The organism is Chryseobacterium sp. c4a (assembly GCF_009900745.1).
Classification (GTDB): domain Bacteria; phylum Bacteroidota; class Bacteroidia; order Flavobacteriales; family Weeksellaceae; genus Chryseobacterium.
In genome coordinates this window covers 388,628-408,476 of the sequence record NZ_WXVU01000001.1, presented here as the reverse complement: position 1 = coordinate 408,476, position 19,849 = coordinate 388,628, and the positions used below count along the sequence as shown (strand labels likewise).

Annotated in this window: 21 protein-coding genes and 1 tRNA gene; 17 read left to right on the top strand and 5 right to left on the bottom strand. The window is 34.1% G+C overall.

All coding sequences use genetic code 11. The annotated features are described in order from the left end of the window. Positions 1 to 7: 7 nt before the first annotated feature. From GTR01_RS01915 to nadA, 3 genes are all read left to right on the top strand, one after another. Entirely contained in the window at positions 8 to 865 is an 858-nt protein-coding gene (locus GTR01_RS01915; RefSeq protein ID WP_160136184.1) for a YicC/YloC family endoribonuclease, read from the top strand. Between the two features lie 70 nt (positions 866 to 935). Further along, positions 936 to 1,499 (top strand): guanylate kinase, encoded by a 564-nt coding sequence (gene gmk / locus GTR01_RS01910; RefSeq protein ID WP_160136183.1) that lies wholly within the window; start codon positions 936 to 938, stop codon positions 1,497 to 1,499. Positions 1,500 to 1,605: 106 nt separating this feature from the next. Further along, the gene (nadA, locus tag GTR01_RS01905; protein ID WP_160136182.1) at positions 1,606 to 2,625 is read left to right on the top strand and encodes a quinolinate synthase NadA; all 1,020 of its coding nucleotides are present in this window, start codon (positions 1,606 to 1,608) and stop codon (positions 2,623 to 2,625) included. 95 nt (positions 2,626 to 2,720) lie between these two features. On the opposite strand, the gene GTR01_RS01900 is transcribed toward nadA, so the two are convergent. The 3 genes from GTR01_RS01900 to GTR01_RS24870 all read right to left on the bottom strand — a co-directional run bounded on the left by GTR01_RS01900 (position 2,721) and on the right by GTR01_RS24870 (position 3,402). Further along, positions 2,721 to 2,933, bottom strand: coding sequence for a hypothetical protein (locus GTR01_RS01900; RefSeq protein ID WP_160136181.1), 213 nt, complete (start codon positions 2,931 to 2,933; stop codon positions 2,721 to 2,723). 36 nt (positions 2,934 to 2,969) lie between these two features. Further along, a complete protein-coding gene (locus GTR01_RS01895) occupies positions 2,970 to 3,140 on the bottom strand; it encodes a bacteriocin-like protein (RefSeq protein ID WP_160136180.1) in 171 nt (56 codons plus the stop codon). 67 nt (positions 3,141 to 3,207) lie between these two features. After that, on the bottom strand, positions 3,208 to 3,402 hold the full coding sequence (locus tag GTR01_RS24870) for a bacteriocin-like protein (protein WP_410492562.1): 195 nt from the start codon (positions 3,400 to 3,402) through the stop codon (positions 3,208 to 3,210). Positions 3,403 to 3,735: 333 nt separating this feature from the next. Here GTR01_RS24870 and thrA point away from each other — a divergent pair, with 333 nt between their 5' ends. The 6 genes from thrA to GTR01_RS01865 all read left to right on the top strand — a co-directional run bounded on the left by thrA (position 3,736) and on the right by GTR01_RS01865 (position 10,512). Further along, on the top strand, positions 3,736 to 6,186 hold the full coding sequence (thrA, locus tag GTR01_RS01890; RefSeq protein ID WP_160136179.1) for a bifunctional aspartate kinase/homoserine dehydrogenase I: 2,451 nt from the start codon (positions 3,736 to 3,738) through the stop codon (positions 6,184 to 6,186). 10 nt (positions 6,187 to 6,196) lie between these two features. Beyond that, complete coding sequence (locus GTR01_RS01885; RefSeq protein ID WP_160136178.1) at positions 6,197 to 7,132, top strand: homoserine kinase; 936 nt, start codon at positions 6,197 to 6,199, stop codon at positions 7,130 to 7,132. A 5-nt stretch (positions 7,133 to 7,137) separates the two neighbouring features. Continuing rightward, positions 7,138 to 8,442: a threonine synthase gene (thrC, locus tag GTR01_RS01880; protein WP_160136177.1), complete on the top strand. Its 1,305-nt coding sequence runs from the start codon at positions 7,138 to 7,140 to the stop codon at positions 8,440 to 8,442. Positions 8,443 to 8,445: 3 nt separating this feature from the next. Continuing rightward, complete coding sequence (gene folB / locus GTR01_RS01875) at positions 8,446 to 8,814, top strand: dihydroneopterin aldolase (RefSeq protein ID WP_160136176.1); 369 nt, start codon at positions 8,446 to 8,448, stop codon at positions 8,812 to 8,814. A 35-nt stretch (positions 8,815 to 8,849) separates the two neighbouring features. Continuing rightward, positions 8,850 to 10,214, top strand: coding sequence for a DUF4403 family protein (locus tag GTR01_RS01870; protein ID WP_160136175.1), 1,365 nt, complete (start codon positions 8,850 to 8,852; stop codon positions 10,212 to 10,214). Between the two features lie 227 nt (positions 10,215 to 10,441). Next, a tRNA-Cys gene (locus tag GTR01_RS01865) sits at positions 10,442 to 10,512 on the top strand. A gap of 152 nt (positions 10,513 to 10,664) precedes the next feature. Here GTR01_RS01865 and GTR01_RS01860 read toward each other — a convergent pair. After that, positions 10,665 to 11,243: a hypothetical protein gene (locus GTR01_RS01860; RefSeq protein ID WP_160136174.1), complete on the bottom strand. Its 579-nt coding sequence runs from the start codon at positions 11,241 to 11,243 to the stop codon at positions 10,665 to 10,667. A 620-nt stretch (positions 11,244 to 11,863) separates the two neighbouring features. Here GTR01_RS01860 and GTR01_RS01855 point away from each other — a divergent pair. After that, positions 11,864 to 12,091 carry a glutathione synthase gene (locus GTR01_RS01855; protein WP_160136173.1) on the top strand — a complete coding sequence of 76 codons (228 nt, stop codon included), beginning with the start codon at positions 11,864 to 11,866 and terminating at the stop codon, positions 12,089 to 12,091. Positions 12,092 to 12,602: 511 nt separating this feature from the next. Here GTR01_RS01855 and GTR01_RS01850 read toward each other — a convergent pair. Further along, entirely contained in the window at positions 12,603 to 13,049 is a 447-nt protein-coding gene (locus tag GTR01_RS01850; RefSeq protein WP_160136172.1) for a hypothetical protein, read from the bottom strand. Between the two features lie 355 nt (positions 13,050 to 13,404). Between GTR01_RS01850 and GTR01_RS01845 the strand changes: the two genes are divergently transcribed. The 7 genes from GTR01_RS01845 to pyrF all read left to right on the top strand — a co-directional run bounded on the left by GTR01_RS01845 (position 13,405) and on the right by pyrF (position 19,830). Further along, entirely contained in the window at positions 13,405 to 13,959 is a 555-nt protein-coding gene (locus GTR01_RS01845; RefSeq protein ID WP_160136171.1) for a YMGG-like glycine zipper-containing protein, read from the top strand. A 119-nt stretch (positions 13,960 to 14,078) separates the two neighbouring features. Beyond that, the gene (locus GTR01_RS01840; RefSeq protein ID WP_228452134.1) at positions 14,079 to 15,650 is read left to right on the top strand and encodes an LIC_10190 family membrane protein; all 1,572 of its coding nucleotides are present in this window, start codon (positions 14,079 to 14,081) and stop codon (positions 15,648 to 15,650) included. 50 nt (positions 15,651 to 15,700) lie between these two features. Beyond that, positions 15,701 to 16,771, top strand: a complete 1,071-nt coding sequence (aroC, locus tag GTR01_RS01835; RefSeq protein WP_160136169.1) for a chorismate synthase — start codon at positions 15,701 to 15,703, stop codon at positions 16,769 to 16,771. Positions 16,772 to 16,788: 17 nt separating this feature from the next. Continuing rightward, positions 16,789 to 17,352, top strand: a complete 564-nt coding sequence (locus GTR01_RS01830; RefSeq protein ID WP_160136168.1) for a thioredoxin family protein — start codon at positions 16,789 to 16,791, stop codon at positions 17,350 to 17,352. An 11-nt stretch (positions 17,353 to 17,363) separates the two neighbouring features. Continuing rightward, positions 17,364 to 17,903 (top strand): TlpA family protein disulfide reductase, encoded by a 540-nt coding sequence (locus GTR01_RS01825; protein ID WP_160136167.1) that lies wholly within the window; start codon positions 17,364 to 17,366, stop codon positions 17,901 to 17,903. Between the two features lie 83 nt (positions 17,904 to 17,986). Beyond that, positions 17,987 to 18,328 carry a YkvA family protein gene (locus tag GTR01_RS01820; RefSeq protein WP_160136166.1) on the top strand — a complete coding sequence of 114 codons (342 nt, stop codon included), beginning with the start codon at positions 17,987 to 17,989 and terminating at the stop codon, positions 18,326 to 18,328. A gap of 122 nt (positions 18,329 to 18,450) precedes the next feature. Next, positions 18,451 to 19,830 carry an orotidine-5'-phosphate decarboxylase gene (pyrF, locus tag GTR01_RS01815; RefSeq protein WP_160136165.1) on the top strand — a complete coding sequence of 460 codons (1,380 nt, stop codon included), beginning with the start codon at positions 18,451 to 18,453 and terminating at the stop codon, positions 19,828 to 19,830. Positions 19,831 to 19,849 lie beyond the last annotated feature (19 nt).

The following is a 19,849-nucleotide window of genomic DNA, read 5'->3' as shown; positions in this document are numbered from 1 at the left end:
AAAAACTATGATTTTATCAATGACTGGCTTCGGTAGAGCCGAAGATGTTTTTGAAGGAAAAAAAATAACAATAGATATTAAATCACTGAACAGCAAGAGCTTTGATTTAAATATCAAAATTCCTTTACGCTATAAAGAAAAAGAATTTGAGATCAGAAAAATTCTTAACGATAGAATTATCCGTGGAAAAGTTGACTGCTACGTCAATATTGAAAACCTTGAAGAATCTAATGATGTAAAAATCAATAAAGGTTTAATTGATTCCTACATCAATGAACTTAAAAATATTGCATCAGATGGCCCTGATTTCGAATACCTGAAAATGGCAGTTCGACTTCCTGATGCCATTACCTCAAGACCTGATGAACTTACAGAAGGCGAATGGGAAGCATTGGCTAAAATCGTTAATGCAGCCGTAGACCGTTTTGAAGAATTCAGAACCACTGAAGGCAGCAATTTACATGAAGAACTTAACAGAAATATTCAAAATATTGATAAGTATCTGGGTGAGGTGATTCCTTTTGAAGAAGAAAGAATCGTAAGTGTAAAAGAACGTTACCAAAAGACTCTGAAAGAATTCGAAAATGTGGATGAAACGCGTTTCTATCAGGAAATGGCCTACTTCACAGAAAAACTGGATATTTCAGAAGAAAAGGTAAGACTTGCCCAACATTTGAAGTATTATAAAGAAGTAATGGACAATGAATCTTTCAACGGTAAAAAACTGGGCTTTATTTCTCAGGAAATCGGAAGAGAGATCAACACATTAGGTTCAAAAGCCAATCATGCCGAAATTCAGAAACTTGTAGTGAAGATGAAGGACGATCTGGAAAAAATTAAAGAACAAACGTTAAACGTATTATAGACAATAGACCTATAGACAAGAGAAGATGAGATTCTGTCTCACCTCTCCCATCTAAAAATCTCTAATCTAAATGGATAAAGTAATTATATTTTCAGCACCATCTGGAAGCGGAAAAACTACATTGGTAAAGCATTCCCTGGAAACCTTCCCGGAACTTGAATTTTCAATCTCATGTACCACAAGACAACCAAGAGGAAGTGAAGTACATGCAGTAGACTATCATTTTTTAACGCCTGATGAATTCAGACAGAAAATTTCAGAAGATGCTTTTGTAGAATATGAAGAAGTATACACTGATAAATATTACGGGACTTTAAAATCTGAAGTAGAAAAGATCTGGAATCAGGGAAAAGTTGTTATTTTTGATGTAGATGTAAAAGGAGGAATCTCCCTGAAAAAATACTTCGGAGAAAAGGCATTGTCTATTTTTATAGAACCGCCTTCCATTGAAGAATTGGAACGAAGATTGATTTCAAGAAATACGGATGATGCAGAAACCATCAAAACCCGTGTTGAAAAAGCGGAAGAAGAGATGTCTTACGCCAGTGAATTTGACAGGATCGTAATCAATTCCGATCTTGATGAAGCTAAAAAAGAAATAGAAAGTTTAATAAAAAGTTTTATCAATAATTAATGGCTGGAAGATGGAGGTCAGAAGATGGAAGCGATATACTTTCATCAAAATCTAACTTCTAATTTCTAACCTCTAACTTCTGATAATAAAAAACATTGAGGTTGATATGAGTACCGAAACATTAGAAAAAGCTAAATCTGCAATTCCTGTAAAAGGATTTTTGGATATAAAAGATATAGCGATTCCTCAGGGAGAAGAACTGGTAAAAGCCATTCTGAAACTTAAAGAAGAGAAAAACGCTGTAATCCTTGCGCATTATTACCAACCGGGAGAAATTCAGGACATTGCCGATTTCCTTGGAGATTCTTTGCAATTAGCAAGACAAGCAAAGGAAACCAATGCTGATATGATCGTATTCTGCGGAGTGCATTTCATGGCTGAAGCAGCCAAAATTCTTAACCCAACTAAAAAAGTAGTTTTACCTGACACAATGGCTGGATGCTCTCTGGCAGACGGATGTTCTGGAGAAGGGCTAAGAAAAATGCGTGAACAACATCCTGATGCTTTAATTGCCACTTACATCAACTGTAATGCAGAAACAAAAGCAGAAAGTGATATTATTGTGACAAGCTCCAATGCTGAAACAGTTATTGAAGCTCTTCCAAAAGACAGACCTATCATTTTTGCACCGGATAAAAACCTGGGAAGATATTTATCTAAAAAGACAGGTCGTGATATGATCCTTTGGGATGGAAGCTGCATCGTACACGAAGCATTTTCTATGGAAAGAATTGCAAAGCAACTTGCAGATAATCCGGATGCGAAAATGATTGCACACCCGGAAGGTGAAGAAGCAGTTTTAAAGCTAGCCCACTTTATTGGTTCCACATCTGCTCTATTGGATTATGTAGAAAAAGACGATTGCCAGAAGTTTATCATTGCAACAGAAGAAGGAATTCTTCACGAAATGAGAAAACGTGCACCACATAAAGAATTGATTCCAGCATTGGTTTTTGACGAAAGCTGTAATTGCTCAGAGTGTTTCTATATGAAACGTAATACAATGGAAAAATTGTACTTATGTATGAAATATGAACTTCCTGAAATTCTTATCGACGAAGAATTAAGAGTAAAAGCATTGAAGCCCATTGAGGCCATGCTTGATCTTTCTAAAAGTATAAAATAAGCAAAAAGCACTGTAAAAACAGTGCTTTTTTATTTTTTAATGGTGATCTAATTGAAATACTTCACCATCCATTTTTGATGTTTATTACATGATCCTTAATGATTATAGTAATCGGAATAATCGGGGCCATAGCAGTCTGCACTTACATCTACACAGTTTCTGCATTCGGGTGATAATCCCCAAAAACTCATACAACCATAAGTATATTCAGGGCCATCGCCGTAGTTTCCTGAGGTTGAACATCTGGCACAGCCACTCATTTGTTGCCCTTTAATATCTTTCAGCTTTGTTCTTGATAATTTTTTCATACGGTAAAATTTTGAATGATTATAATCTGGTTCAAGTTACAGCATTGGAGCATAACATTTCCCACCCGGTTTTAGCCAACACCCCCATTTACCTCCTCCCATAAAGCATACAAGCTGCTCGCTACCACAAGCATCAATTTGAATTTGGGTTGCACCACCATTGATACTTTTCTTTTGCTCTCGTGTTAATTTTTTAATTGTTTTCATAATGTTTTAATTTTAAGATGATAAGTAAAAAATACTGTTGTATAATAATTGTATTCTATTAAAAAAATTAATAGGGTCCAAAGCATTCACTGCTTACAATTACCCTTCCTTTACAACATTCAGGTAAGCTATAAAAGCTCTCACATGATCTTACATCATTCGGACCATAAGGACCAATAGGACAAGTTTCATAACAATTACCAGGTCCACCTCCATTAATTGATTTTAAATTTTCTCTCTTAATTTTTTTTGAATTTTTCATAGGATTTTTGTTTTAGTTAATATCATAAATATAAGATTTTTAATTAATTACGCAAAATACATCTCTAAAAAAGGACTTATTAATTTATAATCTTAAAAGTTGTCTATTTCAAAATAATTTGTACATTTGTTCCGTTACAATGAATTTTTCTAGAAACATATCTGATATTTCTATCCTGAAATCACCTATTTCAGGAGTATCTTCTGTTTCTACATTCACAACTACAACGACTACCCCATAAAGGGGTAAATTTTCACATATTATTTTCGGTACCCTGTACTCTTTTTTTAAAGAGTAGCTCTCTCACTTTACCTAACCTTAAAAAAATAATAGATGAAAATCTTAAAATTCGGCGGAACTTCAGTCGCCAATTCTCAGAATATTCTGCTGGTGGAAAACATTGTTAAAAATGAATCTGCAAAAAATAATATTGTAGTTATTGTATCGGCCCTTCATGGGGTAACAGATCTTCTGCTTCAGGCTGCAGAATATGCATCCGTTAAAAACGAAGATTATCTTCAGCTTCTTAAAAATGCAGAAGAAAAACACCTGAACCTTGTCAAAGAACTCATCCCCATTTTAGAACAAAGTTCCCAACTCAGCTTTGTAAAAAAACATTTCAATGATCTCGAAGATATCTATAACGGAATCTTTATTCTTGGTGAACTTACTTTAAGAATCAAAGATAAAATTGCCTCATATGGAGAGTTTTTGTCTTCTAATATTATAGCCGCACGACTTCAGTATCAAGGATTAGATTGTTTATGGATGAATGTTGCTGAACTCATCAAAACAGACAGCAATTTTACCAACGCAAAGGTGAATTTTAAGAGTACTGAAAGTAATTTTAAAAATTATTTCAATCAACACCAAAACCGTATTATCATAGGGCCTGGTTTTATTGCTAGTGATGAAAAAGGTTCTACTACAACATTAGGACGTGGTGGTTCAGATTATACTGCTGCAATTATTGCTGCTGCCATTCATGCGGAGGAACTTCAGATATGGACAGATGTAAGCGGAATGATGACTGCAGATCCTCGTCTGGCATCCCAAGCTAAACCCATCGCTGAAATATCTTATCATGAGGCCATGGAACTTTCTCACTTTGGAGCAAAAGTTATTTATCCACCGTCAATTCAGCCTGTGATGGTTAGAAATATCAACCTTAAAATTAAAAACACTTTCGATCCGGAAGCCCAAGGAACATTAATTTCTCATCACCTGAATAATGCAGAACATCAAAAACAGCAGATCGCTGTGGGAATTTCAAATATGGAAAATATTGCTCTTCTGACTTTAGAAGGTAGTGGCATGATAGGAATCCCTGGAATTTCTGCAAAACTCTTCCAATGTCTGAGCCAGGAAAAAATAAATGTTATTCTGATTACACAAGGATCTTCAGAACACTCTATCACTATTGCGATTCATGAAAAAGATAAATCAGCAGCCGAAAATGCCATTAATTTGTCTTTTGCAGATGATATTAATTTAAAAAGAATAGCTCCTATCAATATTGAAACAGGCCTTTCCATTGTAGCATTAGTAGGGGAAAATATGAAAAGCAGAAGCGGTGTAAGTGCTAAAATGTTTGGATGCCTGGGGAATAATGGAATCAACATCAGAACCATTGCCCAAGGTTCCTCAGAAAGAAATATCAGCGTTGTGGTTGCTGAAAAAGATGCCAAAAAAGCGGTGAATGTTCTTCATGAAGAATTTTTTGAATCTGAAATCAAGCAGATTCACCTCTACATTTGTGGAACAGGAAATGTAGGTACTAAGCTTATCCAACAGATTTATAATCAGAATCAATATTTAAGAGAGCATCATTTTATCAATTTAAGAATTGCCGGCCTCTCCAACAGTCGCAAAATGATCTTTGCTGACAAAGGGATTTCTGAAGAAGAATACATCAACTGGAATGAATCGGGTATGGAAGCTTCTGTTCAAAAATTTGCTGAAGAAATTATAGCACGTAATTTAAGAAATTCTGTTTTTGTGGACATTACAGCAAGTTCGGAAATTCCGAAAGTATATGAGCGCTTATTGAAAAGAAGTATCAATATTGTTGCTTGTAATAAAATTGCAGCTTCATCAGATTTTGAAAAATACACCTCTCTAAAAAATACAGCCAGAAACCATAACTGCAGCTTTCACTTCGAAACAAATGTTGGAGCAGGTCTTCCAGTAATAGGAACGATCAACGATCTTATCAAAAGTGGTGATAAAATTACATCCATTGAAGCCGTCCTTAGTGGAACATTAAATTTTGTATTCAACACTTATGACGGAAACAGAAAATTTTCTGAGGTGGTAGCCCAAGCCCAAAAAGAAGGTTATACCGAACCGGATCCAAGGCTTGACCTTTCGGGAACAGATGTAGCCAGGAAAATTTTAATTCTTGCCAGAGAAGCCGGATATCCCCTTCAGTTTGAAGAGATTGAAAACACTGGTTTTCTGCCTGAAGCCTGTATGGAAGGGAGTGTAGAACATTTTTACGAAAAGCTTACAGAATATGAAAGTCACTTTAAATATTTATTCGACAATGCTCAAAAAGAAGGAAAAATACTAAAATATACCGCAGAATTTAAAGACGGAAAAGCTAGAGTCGGTTTACAGCATGTAGCTCCGGAAAGCGATCTGTTTCATCTTTATGGAAAAGATAATATTGTCATTTTTAAAACATTAAGATATTCCGCACAGCCATTGGTTATAAAAGGAGCCGGTGCCGGAGCAGAAGTAACTGCAAGTGGAATTTTCGCAGACATCATCCGTTCAGTTTAAAAACAAAAATATGAAAAAAGTAAAATTAAAAATTCCGGCTACAGTAGCCAATCTGGTATGTGGCTTTGATATCCTTGGAATGGCAGTCAATGAGCCTTATGATGAAATGGAAATCCGTTTATTGGAAACTTCAGAAATCATTATTAAACATAAAGACTTCTTTGGTCTCCCGGAAGAGCCGTCCAAAAATGTTGCAGGAGTAGTTCTTTTAAAAATCCAGGAACATTTTAATCTGGAAAATGGTTTTGAGGTCATTATTCATAAACATATAAAGCCTGGAAGCGGGCTTGGCTCCAGCGCGGCTAGCGCCGCTGGAGCCGCCCTTGGAGCCAATATTTTATTAGGAAATATTCTGTCAAAAGACGAAATGGTACATTTTGCTATGTTTGGAGAAGAACTTGCTTCGGGAGTCCGTCATGCAGACAATATTGCTCCATGCATTTATGGTGGAATTACCCTGGTAAAATCTACTCATCCCATTGATATCATTCCATTGAACACACCAGATTTATTTGTTGCTGCCGTGCATCCTCAGGTTGAAGTTAAAACGTCTGATTCAAGGCAGATTCTAAAGAAAAACATCCCCTTAAAAAGTGCTGTTGAGCAATGGGGAAATATTGCAGGATTGATCGCTGGTATTCAGAAAAATGATTTTGCATTAATTGGCAGGAGCCTGAACGATGTTATTATAGAGCCGGTAAGAAGTATCCTAATTCCAAAATTTGATGAAATTAAATCAATGAGTCTTCAGCTTGAAGCTCTGGGAGGCGGAATTTCAGGATCAGGGCCTTCTATTTTTATGTTGGCAGAAGAAAAAGAAACTGCCGAAAAGATCGCTGATCTGATGAAATCTATCTATGACGAAATCAATATAGATAGCTTTGTCTATGTTTCCAAAATAAATCCTGTAGGAATTGAAATCATTGAAGAACCTAAACAAGATTAAAACAAATGAGATATTATAATTTAAAAGACCACGAGGAAATTGTTGATTTCAAAGCAGCAGCCATAAAAGGACAAGGAAAAGATAAAGGATTATTTTTCCCGGAAAACCTTCCTCTATTTGATACAGAATTTATTCAAAACCTTCATCAATATTCTGATGTGGAGATTGCTTATCAATGTATGAAAGACTTTGTTGGTGAAAAAATTCCTTCTGAAATATTAAAAAAAATTGTTTCAGAAACCATTAATTTCAACATCCCATTGAGAAAGATTAATGATGATATTTCAGTGTTGGAACTTTTTCATGGCCCAACTCTGGCATTTAAAGATATTGGAGCAGGCTTTATGAGTCGTTGTTTGTCTTATTTTTTAGAAGGCCAGCAGAAAAAAGTTACTGTTTTGGTAGCCACTTCAGGAGATACCGGCGGTGCTGTTGCTCACGGATTTTATGATCTTCCGGGAATAGAAGTTGTCATTCTTTATCCTAAAAACAGGGTAAGTCCCGTTCAGGAAAAACAACTTACAGCATTAGGAAAAAACATCTATGCATTGGAAGTTAATGGAAGTTTTGATGATTGTCAAGGTTTAGTAAAGCAAGCCTTCTCCGATGCAGAAATCAATGAACAATTATTTTTGACTTCAGCCAATTCTATTAATGTTGCCAGATGGCTTCCACAGCAGATTTATTATTTGTTAGCATTAAAACAATGGCAGCAGACAGAAAATAAAACTCCTGTTATTGCTGTTCCGAGTGGAAATTTCGGAAATATTTGTGCCGGAATTTTAGCACACCTCCGTGGTCTTCCTGCAGAACATTTTATTGCCGCTTGCAATGCTAACGATGTAATTCCGGAATATCTAAAAACTGAAAAATTTAACTCTAAAAAAACTGTAGCAACATTATCCAATGCTATGGATGTAGGAGCCCCAAGTAATTTTGTCAGAATCATGGAACTTTTCAACAATGAATTTGATCTTTTAAAAAATAAGATATCCGGTTATTCCATTAACGATGAGAAAACGATGCAAACAATTACAAAAGTATATAAAGAAAACCATTATATCCTGGATCCTCATAGTGCTGTAGCTTTTGCCTCTTTAGAACAATACCTTAAAGAAAACCCAGGTAAAAAAGGATTCATTCTGGGAACGGCACATCCCGTAAAATTCCCTGATGCCGTAGAAAATGCGATCAAAACAAAAATTGAAATTCCCCAATCTCTGGAGAACCTCATGAAAAAGGAGAAAAAAACTGTAGAAATAAATTCAGATTTTGAAGAATTAAGACGATTTTTGCTTGATAAAAATTAAGCAATGAGTAAGATATATCTTGAAAATGTAAAAATATATGCCTACCACGGGGTTTTACCTGAAGAAAATATTATTGGCACCTATTATATTTTAAATGCAGAACTTCATACCGATTTGTGGAAGGCAGCAGAATCCGATGACCTGAATGATACCATAAGCTATGCAGACATTAATGATATCATTCATCACGAAATGAAAATCAAATCCAAACTTCTGGAGCATGTTGCAGGAAGAATTATCTCAAAAATACATGAGCGTTTTCCACAAATCGACTATATCAAGATTAAGCTTACCAAAACAGCACCTCCTATGCAGGGCGAGATGAAAGGAGCAACCATTGAATTGGAAAAAAGCTTTAAACCGGAAAATTAAAATCCTTATTTTTATTTCATTAAAAAAATACAAAATTGAAATTCATTAAAATATTATTTTTAGCAGCATTCATCAATGCTTTCGGTCAAGCAAGTGTTGATAATCAATTGGCCAGTTATAACTTTCCAAAGATTAAATCCAGCATTACTATGCCGGTAACGATTCCACTTTCAGAGCTTAGTAACATGGTAAATGCTTCTGTAAAGGATCTCATCTATCAGGACGATTCTTATACAGACAATAATAATGATCAGTTTAAAGTAAAAGTCTGGAAAACCAGACCTATCCGCTTAGTGGGAGGCACAAGTCAAAATCTTTTGATCGAGGTACCTTTAAAGATCTGGGCAGAAAAAGGAATAGGAACTTTAGGAGTTTACTCCTACCAGAATACCACTTTTGAGACCGTAATGTCTTTTAATACAACCGTTACATTTAAAAATAACTGGACAATTATCACCAATACTCAGCCTAACGGATTCCGATGGGTGACCAAACCCGTATTGGACTATGGCAGAATACAAATCCCAATCACTCCTATTGTTGAAAAGAGTTTGAAGGAACAACAAGAGAAATTCTGTAAAACGATAGATCAGCAAATGGCCACGCAACTGAATTTCCAACAATACGCTATTATGGCTTGGAACACTTTTGCACAGCCAATCAATATTTCAGAAGAATATAACACCTGGTTAAAAGTAAGCCCGGTAGGCGTTAATATTACTCCATTAAAGTTCTACGGAAATCAGATCAATGCAACCCTTGGAATTGATATTTTCTCAGAAACATTTACAGGAAATAAACCGGCAGCCTCTCCAACAGTAACTTCTGCAAGCAACTTTAATTTCTCTCCTACTGTTGCAGATAAATTTGTTTTGCAGACGACAGCTAATATTCCTTTTACGGAAGCAAGCAATATGGCCAGAAAAACTTTTTTAAATAAAGAGTTTGATATCAGAGATTCTAAAGTAAAGGTAACAGACATCAGGGTATATGGTGTAGACAGCAGAATCGTCATTGAAGCGCAGACAGAAGGGTACATCAAAGGAACTGCTGTTATTTCGGGAATTCCGGTGTATGATGAAAGCAAAAGAAAAATTGTTTTGTCTGACACTAAGTTCAAACTGAAAACAATGAATATTCTTCAAAAAACAGCATCTCTCCTATTCCAAGGGAAAATCGTAAAGATGATTGAAGAAGAATATGGAATTCCAACACAAGAATTAGAAGAAACATCAAGAAAAAGTATTGAAGACGCTTTCAATAAAGAATATTACAAAGGATTAAAGATGAGTGGAAAGGTATTTAACCTGAAACCGAGTAAAATTCTTCTCAACAGTACAGGAATTACTGCTGTTATTGATACTAATGCCACCTTAAAACTACTTGTCAATGGATTCTAAAAACTAAAAATCTTACCAGATCCACCCTTCTTAATTCTGTATCTTTTTTAAAATACAATAAGGTCTTAACAATTTCAGAAAAAATGAGTCATAGCCAGCAAAAATTATAAGTCTGAAAAACAGACTGAAAGCAAAATTGACAGTATAAAAATGAAAGAAATTACATAAAAACTTTGGTTTGTATAGAAATTTAGCTATATTTGCACACCTCAAAAATGGTAAGACATGGTACTTTGGCCGAGCGGCTAGGCAGTGGTCTGCAACACCATCTACAGCGGTTCGAATCCGCTAGGTACCTCTTTAAAACCTCTAAATTTTATTTAGAGGTTTTTTTATCTTCAATAATATTATTTTCAGTTAAATATATCATTCATCTTAGGCTCATTTTACATTAAATAAAAAATTTGACCGTCCTTTTGAGACGGTCAAATTATATATTAATGTTCTGGATTAATAAGCATAAAATGCTATTCCTTCATATACCCAACCATTTCCACCATTACCTAGTTCGGCAAAATTCTTAGTATAAAGATGACCACTTTTTGAAGGTCTGAAATATCTATAAACCGGAGAAGCGTTCATCGCATTCTTGTTAATAGAAAATCCCAAATCTTCGATAACAATATATCCTTGTGATTCTGCACTTTGCCTCTCAACAATAGTTGTAACCAAAACATTATCTAAAGTGTTCGGATTAAGCATACTTACAACCGGAACATCTGAGGCAATAGTATTGAATGAGGACTCCAGTCCAAAAGCTACTTGCTCATATCTCCATCTTAATGTATTTGGAGCTGATCCAGGAGGCTGTATATTTTTTCCAAAAAAATGTTTCTCTCTTTCATAACTATATTGTCTATGAATTGGAACCACAGTCATACTCATCTTTTCAGAACCTTTAGCCGATATAGAATTTAAAGAAGGTGAAGAAGATACAGCCGATTGATTTTCTGTTTGAATTTCCGCCTCATCTCTTCCACATGATGTAAGTGTTAGTACAAATAACGATGCTAACAATAGCTTTTTCATAATTATTAATTTTTTATCAGCTGCAATGATACAAAAATATCACCGAAAAGAGAATAAAAAACATGATATTAACCCACTAATGATCGATAGTTTAAAACAAATTAAAAAACACAGAGTATCATAGAATTATGATTTTTGTTTTATACTATATTTTATTATTCCATTTTAAAACCTGATCGTCAAAAATTAAGACACCTTTCAACACCTTCACATATAAACAAAAAAAATCCTCGGAAATTCCGAGGATAAAAACTAATAACCATGAAAACTCAAATTAAACATGAGTTGCATTGGTATATTGAAAAATCGTGCCAAGAATTACTTTTTTTGAAAAAAAATTAAAATTTCTTTCATAAACAGAGAAAATACAATTAAAAAATTAACATATAAAACACATTGAACTTTAAATATATACAAATAATAACTCCACTAAACACCACACATATATTATCAAATAGCGCAATACTTAACAATTCAATAATTTTTAAAAAAAATAAAAATAAAAAATCAGCAAAAGAGATAAATTCTTCAAAATACAAGATGAAGACAAAGAAGACCTCAAAAATTACAACTTGGCATAATTTATTCTGTCATTTAACATAACATTTAAATCTAATATCGTGTCACAAAAACAATTAAAAAAAACAGATTTTGCTCAGAATCATGAAAAACAATATCAGATTGAGTTCAAAGTAAATGAAATAGGCGAAGGCAGCAACCTTATTGTACAAAGACTGAATGAAAAAGGAGAATATGAAATAATACAAGCTCCTATTCGAAGATTAGATGAAAGCATATTTGTAGTTTGGGATCATCCTTTTGACGGCAGAATAATTTTTAATGAATAAAGAACTCAGCACATAGATGAAACTACATCATCAAAAAAGCCCCCATCTGGAGGCCTCAAAAAACACAAATGATGAAAAAAAATTTTATATCAGAAATAAAAATTTCAACTCAAAAATAAACCTTCTTTTTCTTCTATTTTATGAGTACAGTCATATAAAGTTTCTATTCACTCTCCTCTTTGCAATAAAAAAGTTCCCCGAAATGAGGAACTTTTATCATAAGGATAATATGGAATAGAAAATGTTTATTCAAAGATACCATTCTTATTTCTCTACATATATGAGTATAATCATAAAGGTATTAAAAAGAAAAGGCCTCCGAAGAGGCCTAAAAAACACAAATGATGAAAAAAATCTATTCAGAAAAATCCAAACAGAATATTATTGAAGCTGTTTCTATATTCTTCACATAAGAAGATGTAGTATATACAACAGCCATTAACTACTGTAGATTAAAAAATCCTCGTTCGAGGATTTGTAAATTTAGATAATTATTTTTTCTCTCACAAAATTATACTTCCCATGTGATTGGAATATATATAGTAATATATCCATCCTCATCTAGATTTTCATCAGATACTGTAGCAATTACTGTTCCATAACCTACCCAACGCCCCTGCCCCTGAAGACCTGAAAACTCATACGTTCCTGCAGGCAAATCCTCCTCAGAATACTGTGGAAGAGCACGATTATGATATTGATCACTGAAATAAATCTCACCTGTAACCGTATTTTTTGCCACAAAACCTCCTAAATCATATCCTGAACCAGAAAGCAATTTTGTTCCGTCTTTAGCTATAAGGCCATAGCGAACAGGATATGTTGCTGTTTTTGTATCCTTAGCAGATACTTCAGTACAAGATTTTGATAGATTTTCCACAACATCAGTGGAAGAAAACGAAGTGGTAACAGCCAGTACTCCTACTACAGCTGCAACTGTAAAAATTGATTTTTTCATATTAAAAGTCATTTAGATTCTCAAAAATAGGTATCGTAAATTAATTCTACAAAAACTAAGGATTAACTATATTTTACATATTTCTTCCATAAAGACTTCCTGACAACATCGGGGAATGATGATCAATCTCATTTATAAAATTAATTTTTCATTGTTGAAAACTATTATTGCATTGCATAAACCTTATTCCCATTTTTCATATCCATCCTATTATAAAGAGAAATATTAAGATTTAGAATGAATTGAATTCTTTTCAATTTCAACTTTAACACTCTTTAACTAAATTTTGGCTTCATAATTGAAAATAAAACTAAAATTAAAGTCGTTTAGGCTTAAGCTTATTAAAATTTGAGTTATGAGAAAGATAGTATTAGCAGGTTTTTTATCCGTTTTCTTACTAACGGCCTGCAAAAAAGATGACAGAACTGCTGAGAAATCACTGGAAGAACAAAAATTGGAATTCCAGTCAAGACAGCTTGAAATAGAACGTCAAAAACTGGCCATTGAAAAAGAAAAGATGGTATATGAAGCTCAGAAAAAAGCAGATAGTATCTCTGAAACCAAAAAAGCTAAAGCAACTGCTGAAAATAATTCAAAACCAAAAGTAATCAGAGAAACAAGAACTGTATATCGTGACAGAAGCTCTAATGCTAACTCAGGAGGAGGAAGCAATGGTAGCTATGCAGATAACGGAAGCAGTGCTTCACAGGGGACAACCAAGAAAAAAGGAATGAGTAAAGCAGCCAAAGGTACTATCATTGGTACTGTAGGTGGTGCTGCTGTAGGAGCAATTGTTGCTAAGAAAAACAGAGGCCTTGGAGCTGTAATCGGAGGTGTAGTAGGTGGAGCTACCGGATATACCATTGGTAGATCTCAGGACAGAAAAGACGGAAGAGTACAACCAAGATGATAATTTTTTTTCATTATAAAATATAAAGATTGCTTATTTTTAGGCAATCTTTTTTTATGATACTGATTCTCTTTTCCACAATCTTTCTTCTTCCCGTCTTATCTGGACTCGGGAAAATCATGGAAAAATTTTCAGGAACCTTATTCCATGGAATTTCTGGAAAGATACTTTCGGGTATCCTGGGGACAAGTCTTGTATGGACAATCGTCTCCTTTTTCATTCCTTTAAATATATATGTGGAAATTCCCACTATTTTATTGGGTCTACTCTACTTTTTTAAAGAAAAATTATATCTGGAATTCTACAGATTTTCAAAAAAAGATTTCCTATTAATCACATTCATTTCCGTCATAATATTATTGAGTGGCTCTTATTATCCTTATATATTAGATCACTTCGGATATTATGTTCCCACCATTAAATGGCTTACAGAATATGGGCTTATCAAAGGAATTTCCAATCTGGATCTTACGTTGGGACAAATGTCGATATGGCATATTTTCCAGGCAGGTTTTTCCAATTTTTCTGATCCATTTCTGAGAATCAATTCTATTTTATTGGTGATATATACCATATATATTATAGAAAGAAAAACCTGGGTTCAACTCTGTTTTCTTCCAATCTTATTATTTCTCTCACAATCACCAAGCCCGGATCTTCCAGTCATTATATTTTCTTTACTTATTTTAAATGAAATACTTTCTGGAAATAAAAACATCGGCCTTTTATTCGGCTTTTCAGTTTTTGTTTTTGCCATAAAACCTACTATGATCTGGCTGCCTATATTAGTTTTTCTGAACAATATTTTTATTTTTAAACCGAACTTTAAAAAACTGCTTTTTGGAGGAGCTATTTTGCTTTTGTTCATTATTAAAAATATCTGGACATTTGGATATCCTGTATTCCCTGTATCTATTGGAGATCTTGGATTCAGTTGGAAGCCCAGTCCTGAAGTCTTGAAAACATCTTCCCAATATGCTATCCTGAAAACCTATGATATGCAGTATTCATTTGACGAAATTCAAAGATTTTCCACACTGGATCATATAAAAAATTGGATATTTCTAAAAGGGATCAAATCAAAAATCAATATTCTTTTGATCATAAGCTTATTCGTTTTTTCGGTATTTACGTGGATCAAGAAAAATAAACTTATCACCTTCATCTGTATTTCTTTGTTGATAAAAAGCATCCTTGTACTAGCCTTTTCAGCTCAATACAGATTCTTCATGGATGTATTTTTCGTCATATTTTTTGTTTTGTTTCATAAATATTGGAACAAAAGGAAATCTATAGCTGCTTTTTCATTATTCAGCTTATTTTTTATTTCGTTGTTATCTTTCCCTAATCTTATTCAACAATATGTTCCAAGCTTTCAATTGGGAAATTTTATGGTTGGCTTTAAAAAGCAGCAGCTTTATCAGCCGTCAGTATACCACTATCAACAATTTGATAGTTTTAAAGTGGGAAATTTAAAATTTAATGTCTCCAAAAATTATCCTTACAACTTTGAAACTCCTCTTCCTGCCATCTCCACAAGTTTTATTTTTGATGATACAAAAGCTAAAATCTTCCCGCAGCTTATTGACAAAAACAACATAAGCAAAGGATTCACCTGGAAAAGAATGACTTACAAAGAGAGAAAGGAAGCGGATGCCGCAATCAATATTATCGAAAACATTAATAAATAGAACAAATGTTTAAACTTTATTATCTGGAGAAAAAAAGGTAATTTTGTATCATGTTCAACACATTAGGTAATCTTCTTAGTCTTACAACATTTGGAGAAAGTCACGGAGTGGCTTACGGCGGTATCATCAATAATTTTCCGGCAGGTTTAACGGTAGATCTCGATAAAGTTCAATATGAACTGAACCGAAGAAAACCCGGCCAGTCTGCTATTGTTACTCAAAGAAAAGAAAGCGACACAGTAAAGTTTCTTTCAGGGATCTTTGATGGAAAAACAACTGGTACACCCATTGGTTTTATCATTGAAAACGAAAATCAGAAATCAAAAGATTATGACCATATTGCTCAGGCTTATCGTCCTAGTCATGCTGATTTTACTTATGACCAAAAATTTGGTTTGAGAGATTATCGTGGAGGCGGAAAATCGTCTGCAAGAGAAACGATGAATTGGGTAGTAGCAGGTGCTTTAGCTAAACAACTTTTACCAGAAATTGAAATCAATGCTTATGTTTCGTCGGTAGGTGATATTTTCTGTGAAAAACCTTATCAGGCTCTTGACTTTTCTCAAACGGAAAGCAATGATGTACGTTGTCCGGATGCTGAGACAGCGGAAAAAATGATTGCCCGAATTAAGGAAATTAAAAAAGAAGGAAATACCATTGGTGGAACCATTACCTGCGTGATCAAAAATGTTCCTGTAGGAATTGGTGAACCTATATTTTCAAAACTTCAGGCAGAATTAGCAAAAGCAATGCTCAATATCAATGCCTGCAAAGGATTTGAATATGGCAGTGGATTCTGTGGAGCTAAAATGACCGGAAAAGAGCATAATGATCAGTTTAATACAGATTTTACTACAAAATCTAATCTTTCAGGAGGAATTCAGGGTGGAATTTCCAATGGAATGGATATTTATTTCCGTGTAGCATTCAAACCTGTGGCAACGATTCTGAGACCTCAGGATAGTATTGATAAAGAAGGAAATCCTGTCATTGTAGAAGGCAAAGGGCGACACGATCCTTGTGTAGTACCAAGAGCCGTCCCTGTAGTGGAAAGCCTTGCGGCATTTGTTCTGGCAGACTTATTTTTGATCAATAAAACAAGAAACATCAATAATTTTTAATCTAAATATTTTTGGTAATGAAAAATTACTGGAATCAGGGAATTTCTTTTGAAGAATACCTTAAAATTGCACAGCAAAGATTAGATCATCCTGCCAATCAACAGGAAATCGAATATAAACAATATTATGAGCTTGGGCTTCAAAGAATGGACAGAACTGTAAAAAAGTATGTTCCGGATGAAGAACAAAGAAAAGAATTAGAGTCCAAAAACTTTGACGGAAAAATTTTAATCATTTCTGAAGCTTGGTGTGGAGATGCCAGTGCAACAGTTCCGGCACTTTTTAAATTCTTTGAAGGTCATAATGAGATCAGAGTTTTTCTTAGAGACAATGATAAAAGCCTGATCAACCAGTTTTTAACTAATGGTACAGAGTCTATTCCTAAGGTATTGATTCTTGACAATGACTTTAATGTAAAGAACTCATGGGGGCCTCGTCCAAAATATGGTTATGAATTACTCATGAAGTACAAAGCTGATCCGGAAGGTTATCCTAAAGATACTTTCTATAATGACCTGCAGATCTATTATGCTAAAAACAGAGGTAAGGATGCTGTTCAGGAAATTTTAGATCTGTTATAAAAAAACAGGATATGAAAAAAGGAATTATTTTTATTGTATTAATTGTCATTATTGGAGTTGTTGCATTTGTACCGGGTGTGAAGGATTATTTGAAAAACCAGTTCTTCCCAATCGCTACAATTGAAAATGCAGTACACATCAATGAAGATGATTACGACGTAGATCTAAAAGGAATTAATGCACCTAGTACCAACCTTAAAAACTTTAGAAACAAGGCTGTTTTCTTGAACTTTTGGGGAACATGGTGTCCACCATGCAGGAAAGAATGGCCATCTATTCAGAAATTGTATGATTCCAGAAAAGGCAATGTAGATTTTGTACTTATTGCCATGAATGATAAAGAAGAAGATGTGATAAAATTTTTAAAGGAAAATAATTATACAGTACCGGTATATATTGCTCAAAGCCCGATATCTGAAAAGATTCTTCCTAAAGTTTTTCCCACCACTTTCCTTCTTGATAAAACCGGCAGAATCATTATTAAAGAAGATGCCACAAAAGACTGGGACTCAGAAACTGTACACCAGTTTATTGATAATATCATCAAATAAATTTTAACTAAATTTTATAATTTGTTGGTATAGGATTTGTGAAATTTATAGCGTTGAAAAATTTGTTTAAATCCAAACACAAAATGAAATATTCAAAATTAAATCTTGCAAAAGAAGCTATCAATCACAAGGGCTTTGTAAAAAAGATCCCTGATATTTTCAGAATGGTAAAAATGTGGAGAAGAGGAACCTATCCTATGAAATCCATTGACATTATCCTTCCTCTCTTGGGAATTTTGTATGTCATCTCTCCTATTGACCTTCTTCCTGAATTTGCCATCCCGGTACTTGGAGTAATGGATGATCTTGCGGTATTGTCGCTTACCATTCCAAAACTCATTAAAGAGGTGGACAAATTTTTACTTTGGGAAGCTGAACAAAAATATAGTGGCACTCAAGTCATTGATGCCGAAATCGTAAAATAATAGTTTATTTATATTTTAAAACCATTCTGGAAGCTCTAGAATGGTTTTTTATTGATCAAATGGGCAATAAATTTTTAAGCCTTATTTCAAATCCTTAAATTTGCAACATCTAATAAAAAATAATGGAAAGTAAAAAAGAATTCTTTTTGGAGTGCTATAAGCTAGGTATCATTAAATTCGGGAGGTTTACTCTAAAAAGTGGTATCGAAAGCCCTTTTTATGTAGACTTGAGACCTTTGGCTTCAGATCCTAAAATCTTAAAAAATCTGGCTAATTATTTATTGGAAATGCTTCCATTAGATAATTTTGATTTAATATGTGGAGTTCCTTATGCTGCTCTTCCTATGGCTACAGCGATGTCATTGGAAAGTTATATTCCATTAATTATTAAAAGAAAAGAAGCAAAAAGCTATGGTACTAAAAAACTGATTGAAGGAATTTACCAGAAAGGGCAAAATTGTCTGTTGGTAGAAGACGTAATCACATCAGGAAAATCTTTACTAGAAACTATTCCGGAAATAGAACAGGAAGATCTTAAAGTTTCTGATATTGTAGTAGTACTAGACAGAGAACAAGGTGGAAAACAGTTGTTGGAAAGCAAGGGGTATAGAGTACATACTCTTTTCAATATTTCAGAAGTATGTGGAGTTCTTCAGGAGACTGGCGAATTATCTGATGAAGAAGTGAATAGAATTCAGGATTTCCTACAAGGTAACCACATCCAGTTTGAAGAAGAAACCAGAGCTTCTTATGAGCAAAAGTTAAGCACTACGCAACACTCTGTTTCAAAAAAATTACTGGAAACAGCGTTGGCAAAAAAATCTAATCTGATTGCTTCTGCAGATGTTACAACTACTCAGGAATTATTGGATTTTGCAGAAAAAGTAGGGCCACACATCATTGCTTTAAAAACGCACATTGATATTATTTCTGATTTTGAATATGAAAAAACGATCACTCCTTTAAAAGCTATCGCAACAAAACATCAGTTTTTATTGATGGAGGATAGAAAATTTGCAGATATCGGAAATACCCAGGAATTACAGTTTACAAGCGGAATTTTCAAAATTACAGATTGGGCTGATTTTGTAACATCCCAGGTTATTGGTGGTTTTGAATCTCTAGATTGTTTCAAAAATGTAGGAGTCGTAGCGATCGTTGGAATGTCTTCAAAAGGAACATTAACCTCTGCCAGCTACCGTGAAGAGGCTTTAAAAGTAGCCGTATCCCACCCTAATGTAATTGGTGGAGTTTCTCAAAATAAAATTCCTGAAGATCTATTGTTATTCACTCCAGGAGTAAACCTTGCAGATTCTGGAGATGGAAAAGGACAGCAATACAATACTCCAGAGCATGTTTTCAAAACATTACACTCAGATTTTATCATTGTAGGAAGAGGAATCTATAAGTCTGAAGACCCTGCAGCAGCAGCAGTTACTTATAAAAATGAAGGATGGAATGCCTATATTAATTCTTTGCAAAAAAAAGCAATTCAAGGATAAAATCTTATAAAGTATATAC

Bases quoted from the DNA above. Each gene is read 5' to 3' on its own strand.
- nadA (WP_160136182.1), top strand. From the start codon at position 1,606: ATGAGTACCGAAACATTAGAAAAAGCTAAATCTGCAATTCCTGTAAAA.
- GTR01_RS24870 (WP_410492562.1), bottom strand. From the start codon at position 3,402: ATGAAAAATTCAAAAAAAATTAAGAGAGAAAATTTAAAATCAATTAAT.
- pyrF (WP_160136165.1), top strand. From the start codon at position 18,451: ATGGAAAGTAAAAAAGAATTCTTTTTGGAGTGCTATAAGCTAGGTATC.
- GTR01_RS01830 (WP_160136168.1), top strand. From the start codon at position 16,789: ATGAAAAATTACTGGAATCAGGGAATTTCTTTTGAAGAATACCTTAAA.
- GTR01_RS01825 (WP_160136167.1), top strand. From the start codon at position 17,364: ATGAAAAAAGGAATTATTTTTATTGTATTAATTGTCATTATTGGAGTT.
- thrA (WP_160136179.1), top strand. From the start codon at position 3,736: ATGAAAATCTTAAAATTCGGCGGAACTTCAGTCGCCAATTCTCAGAAT.
- GTR01_RS01840 (WP_228452134.1), top strand. From the start codon at position 14,079: ATGGAAAAATTTTCAGGAACCTTATTCCATGGAATTTCTGGAAAGATA.
- GTR01_RS01915 (WP_160136184.1), top strand. From the start codon at position 8: ATGATTTTATCAATGACTGGCTTCGGTAGAGCCGAAGATGTTTTTGAA.
- thrC (WP_160136177.1), top strand. From the start codon at position 7,138: ATGAGATATTATAATTTAAAAGACCACGAGGAAATTGTTGATTTCAAA.
- GTR01_RS01845 (WP_160136171.1), top strand. From the start codon at position 13,405: ATGAGAAAGATAGTATTAGCAGGTTTTTTATCCGTTTTCTTACTAACG.
- GTR01_RS01885 (WP_160136178.1), top strand. From the start codon at position 6,197: ATGAAAAAAGTAAAATTAAAAATTCCGGCTACAGTAGCCAATCTGGTA.
- gmk (WP_160136183.1), top strand. From the start codon at position 936: ATGGATAAAGTAATTATATTTTCAGCACCATCTGGAAGCGGAAAAACT.
- GTR01_RS01900 (WP_160136181.1), bottom strand. From the start codon at position 2,933: ATGAAAAAATTATCAAGAACAAAGCTGAAAGATATTAAAGGGCAACAA.
- aroC (WP_160136169.1), top strand. From the start codon at position 15,701: ATGTTCAACACATTAGGTAATCTTCTTAGTCTTACAACATTTGGAGAA.
- GTR01_RS01895 (WP_160136180.1), bottom strand. From the start codon at position 3,140: ATGAAAACAATTAAAAAATTAACACGAGAGCAAAAGAAAAGTATCAAT.
- GTR01_RS01820 (WP_160136166.1), top strand. From the start codon at position 17,987: ATGAAATATTCAAAATTAAATCTTGCAAAAGAAGCTATCAATCACAAG.
- folB (WP_160136176.1), top strand. From the start codon at position 8,446: ATGAGTAAGATATATCTTGAAAATGTAAAAATATATGCCTACCACGGG.
- GTR01_RS01860 (WP_160136174.1), bottom strand. From the start codon at position 11,243: ATGAAAAAGCTATTGTTAGCATCGTTATTTGTACTAACACTTACATCA.
- GTR01_RS01850 (WP_160136172.1), bottom strand. From the start codon at position 13,049: ATGAAAAAATCAATTTTTACAGTTGCAGCTGTAGTAGGAGTACTGGCT.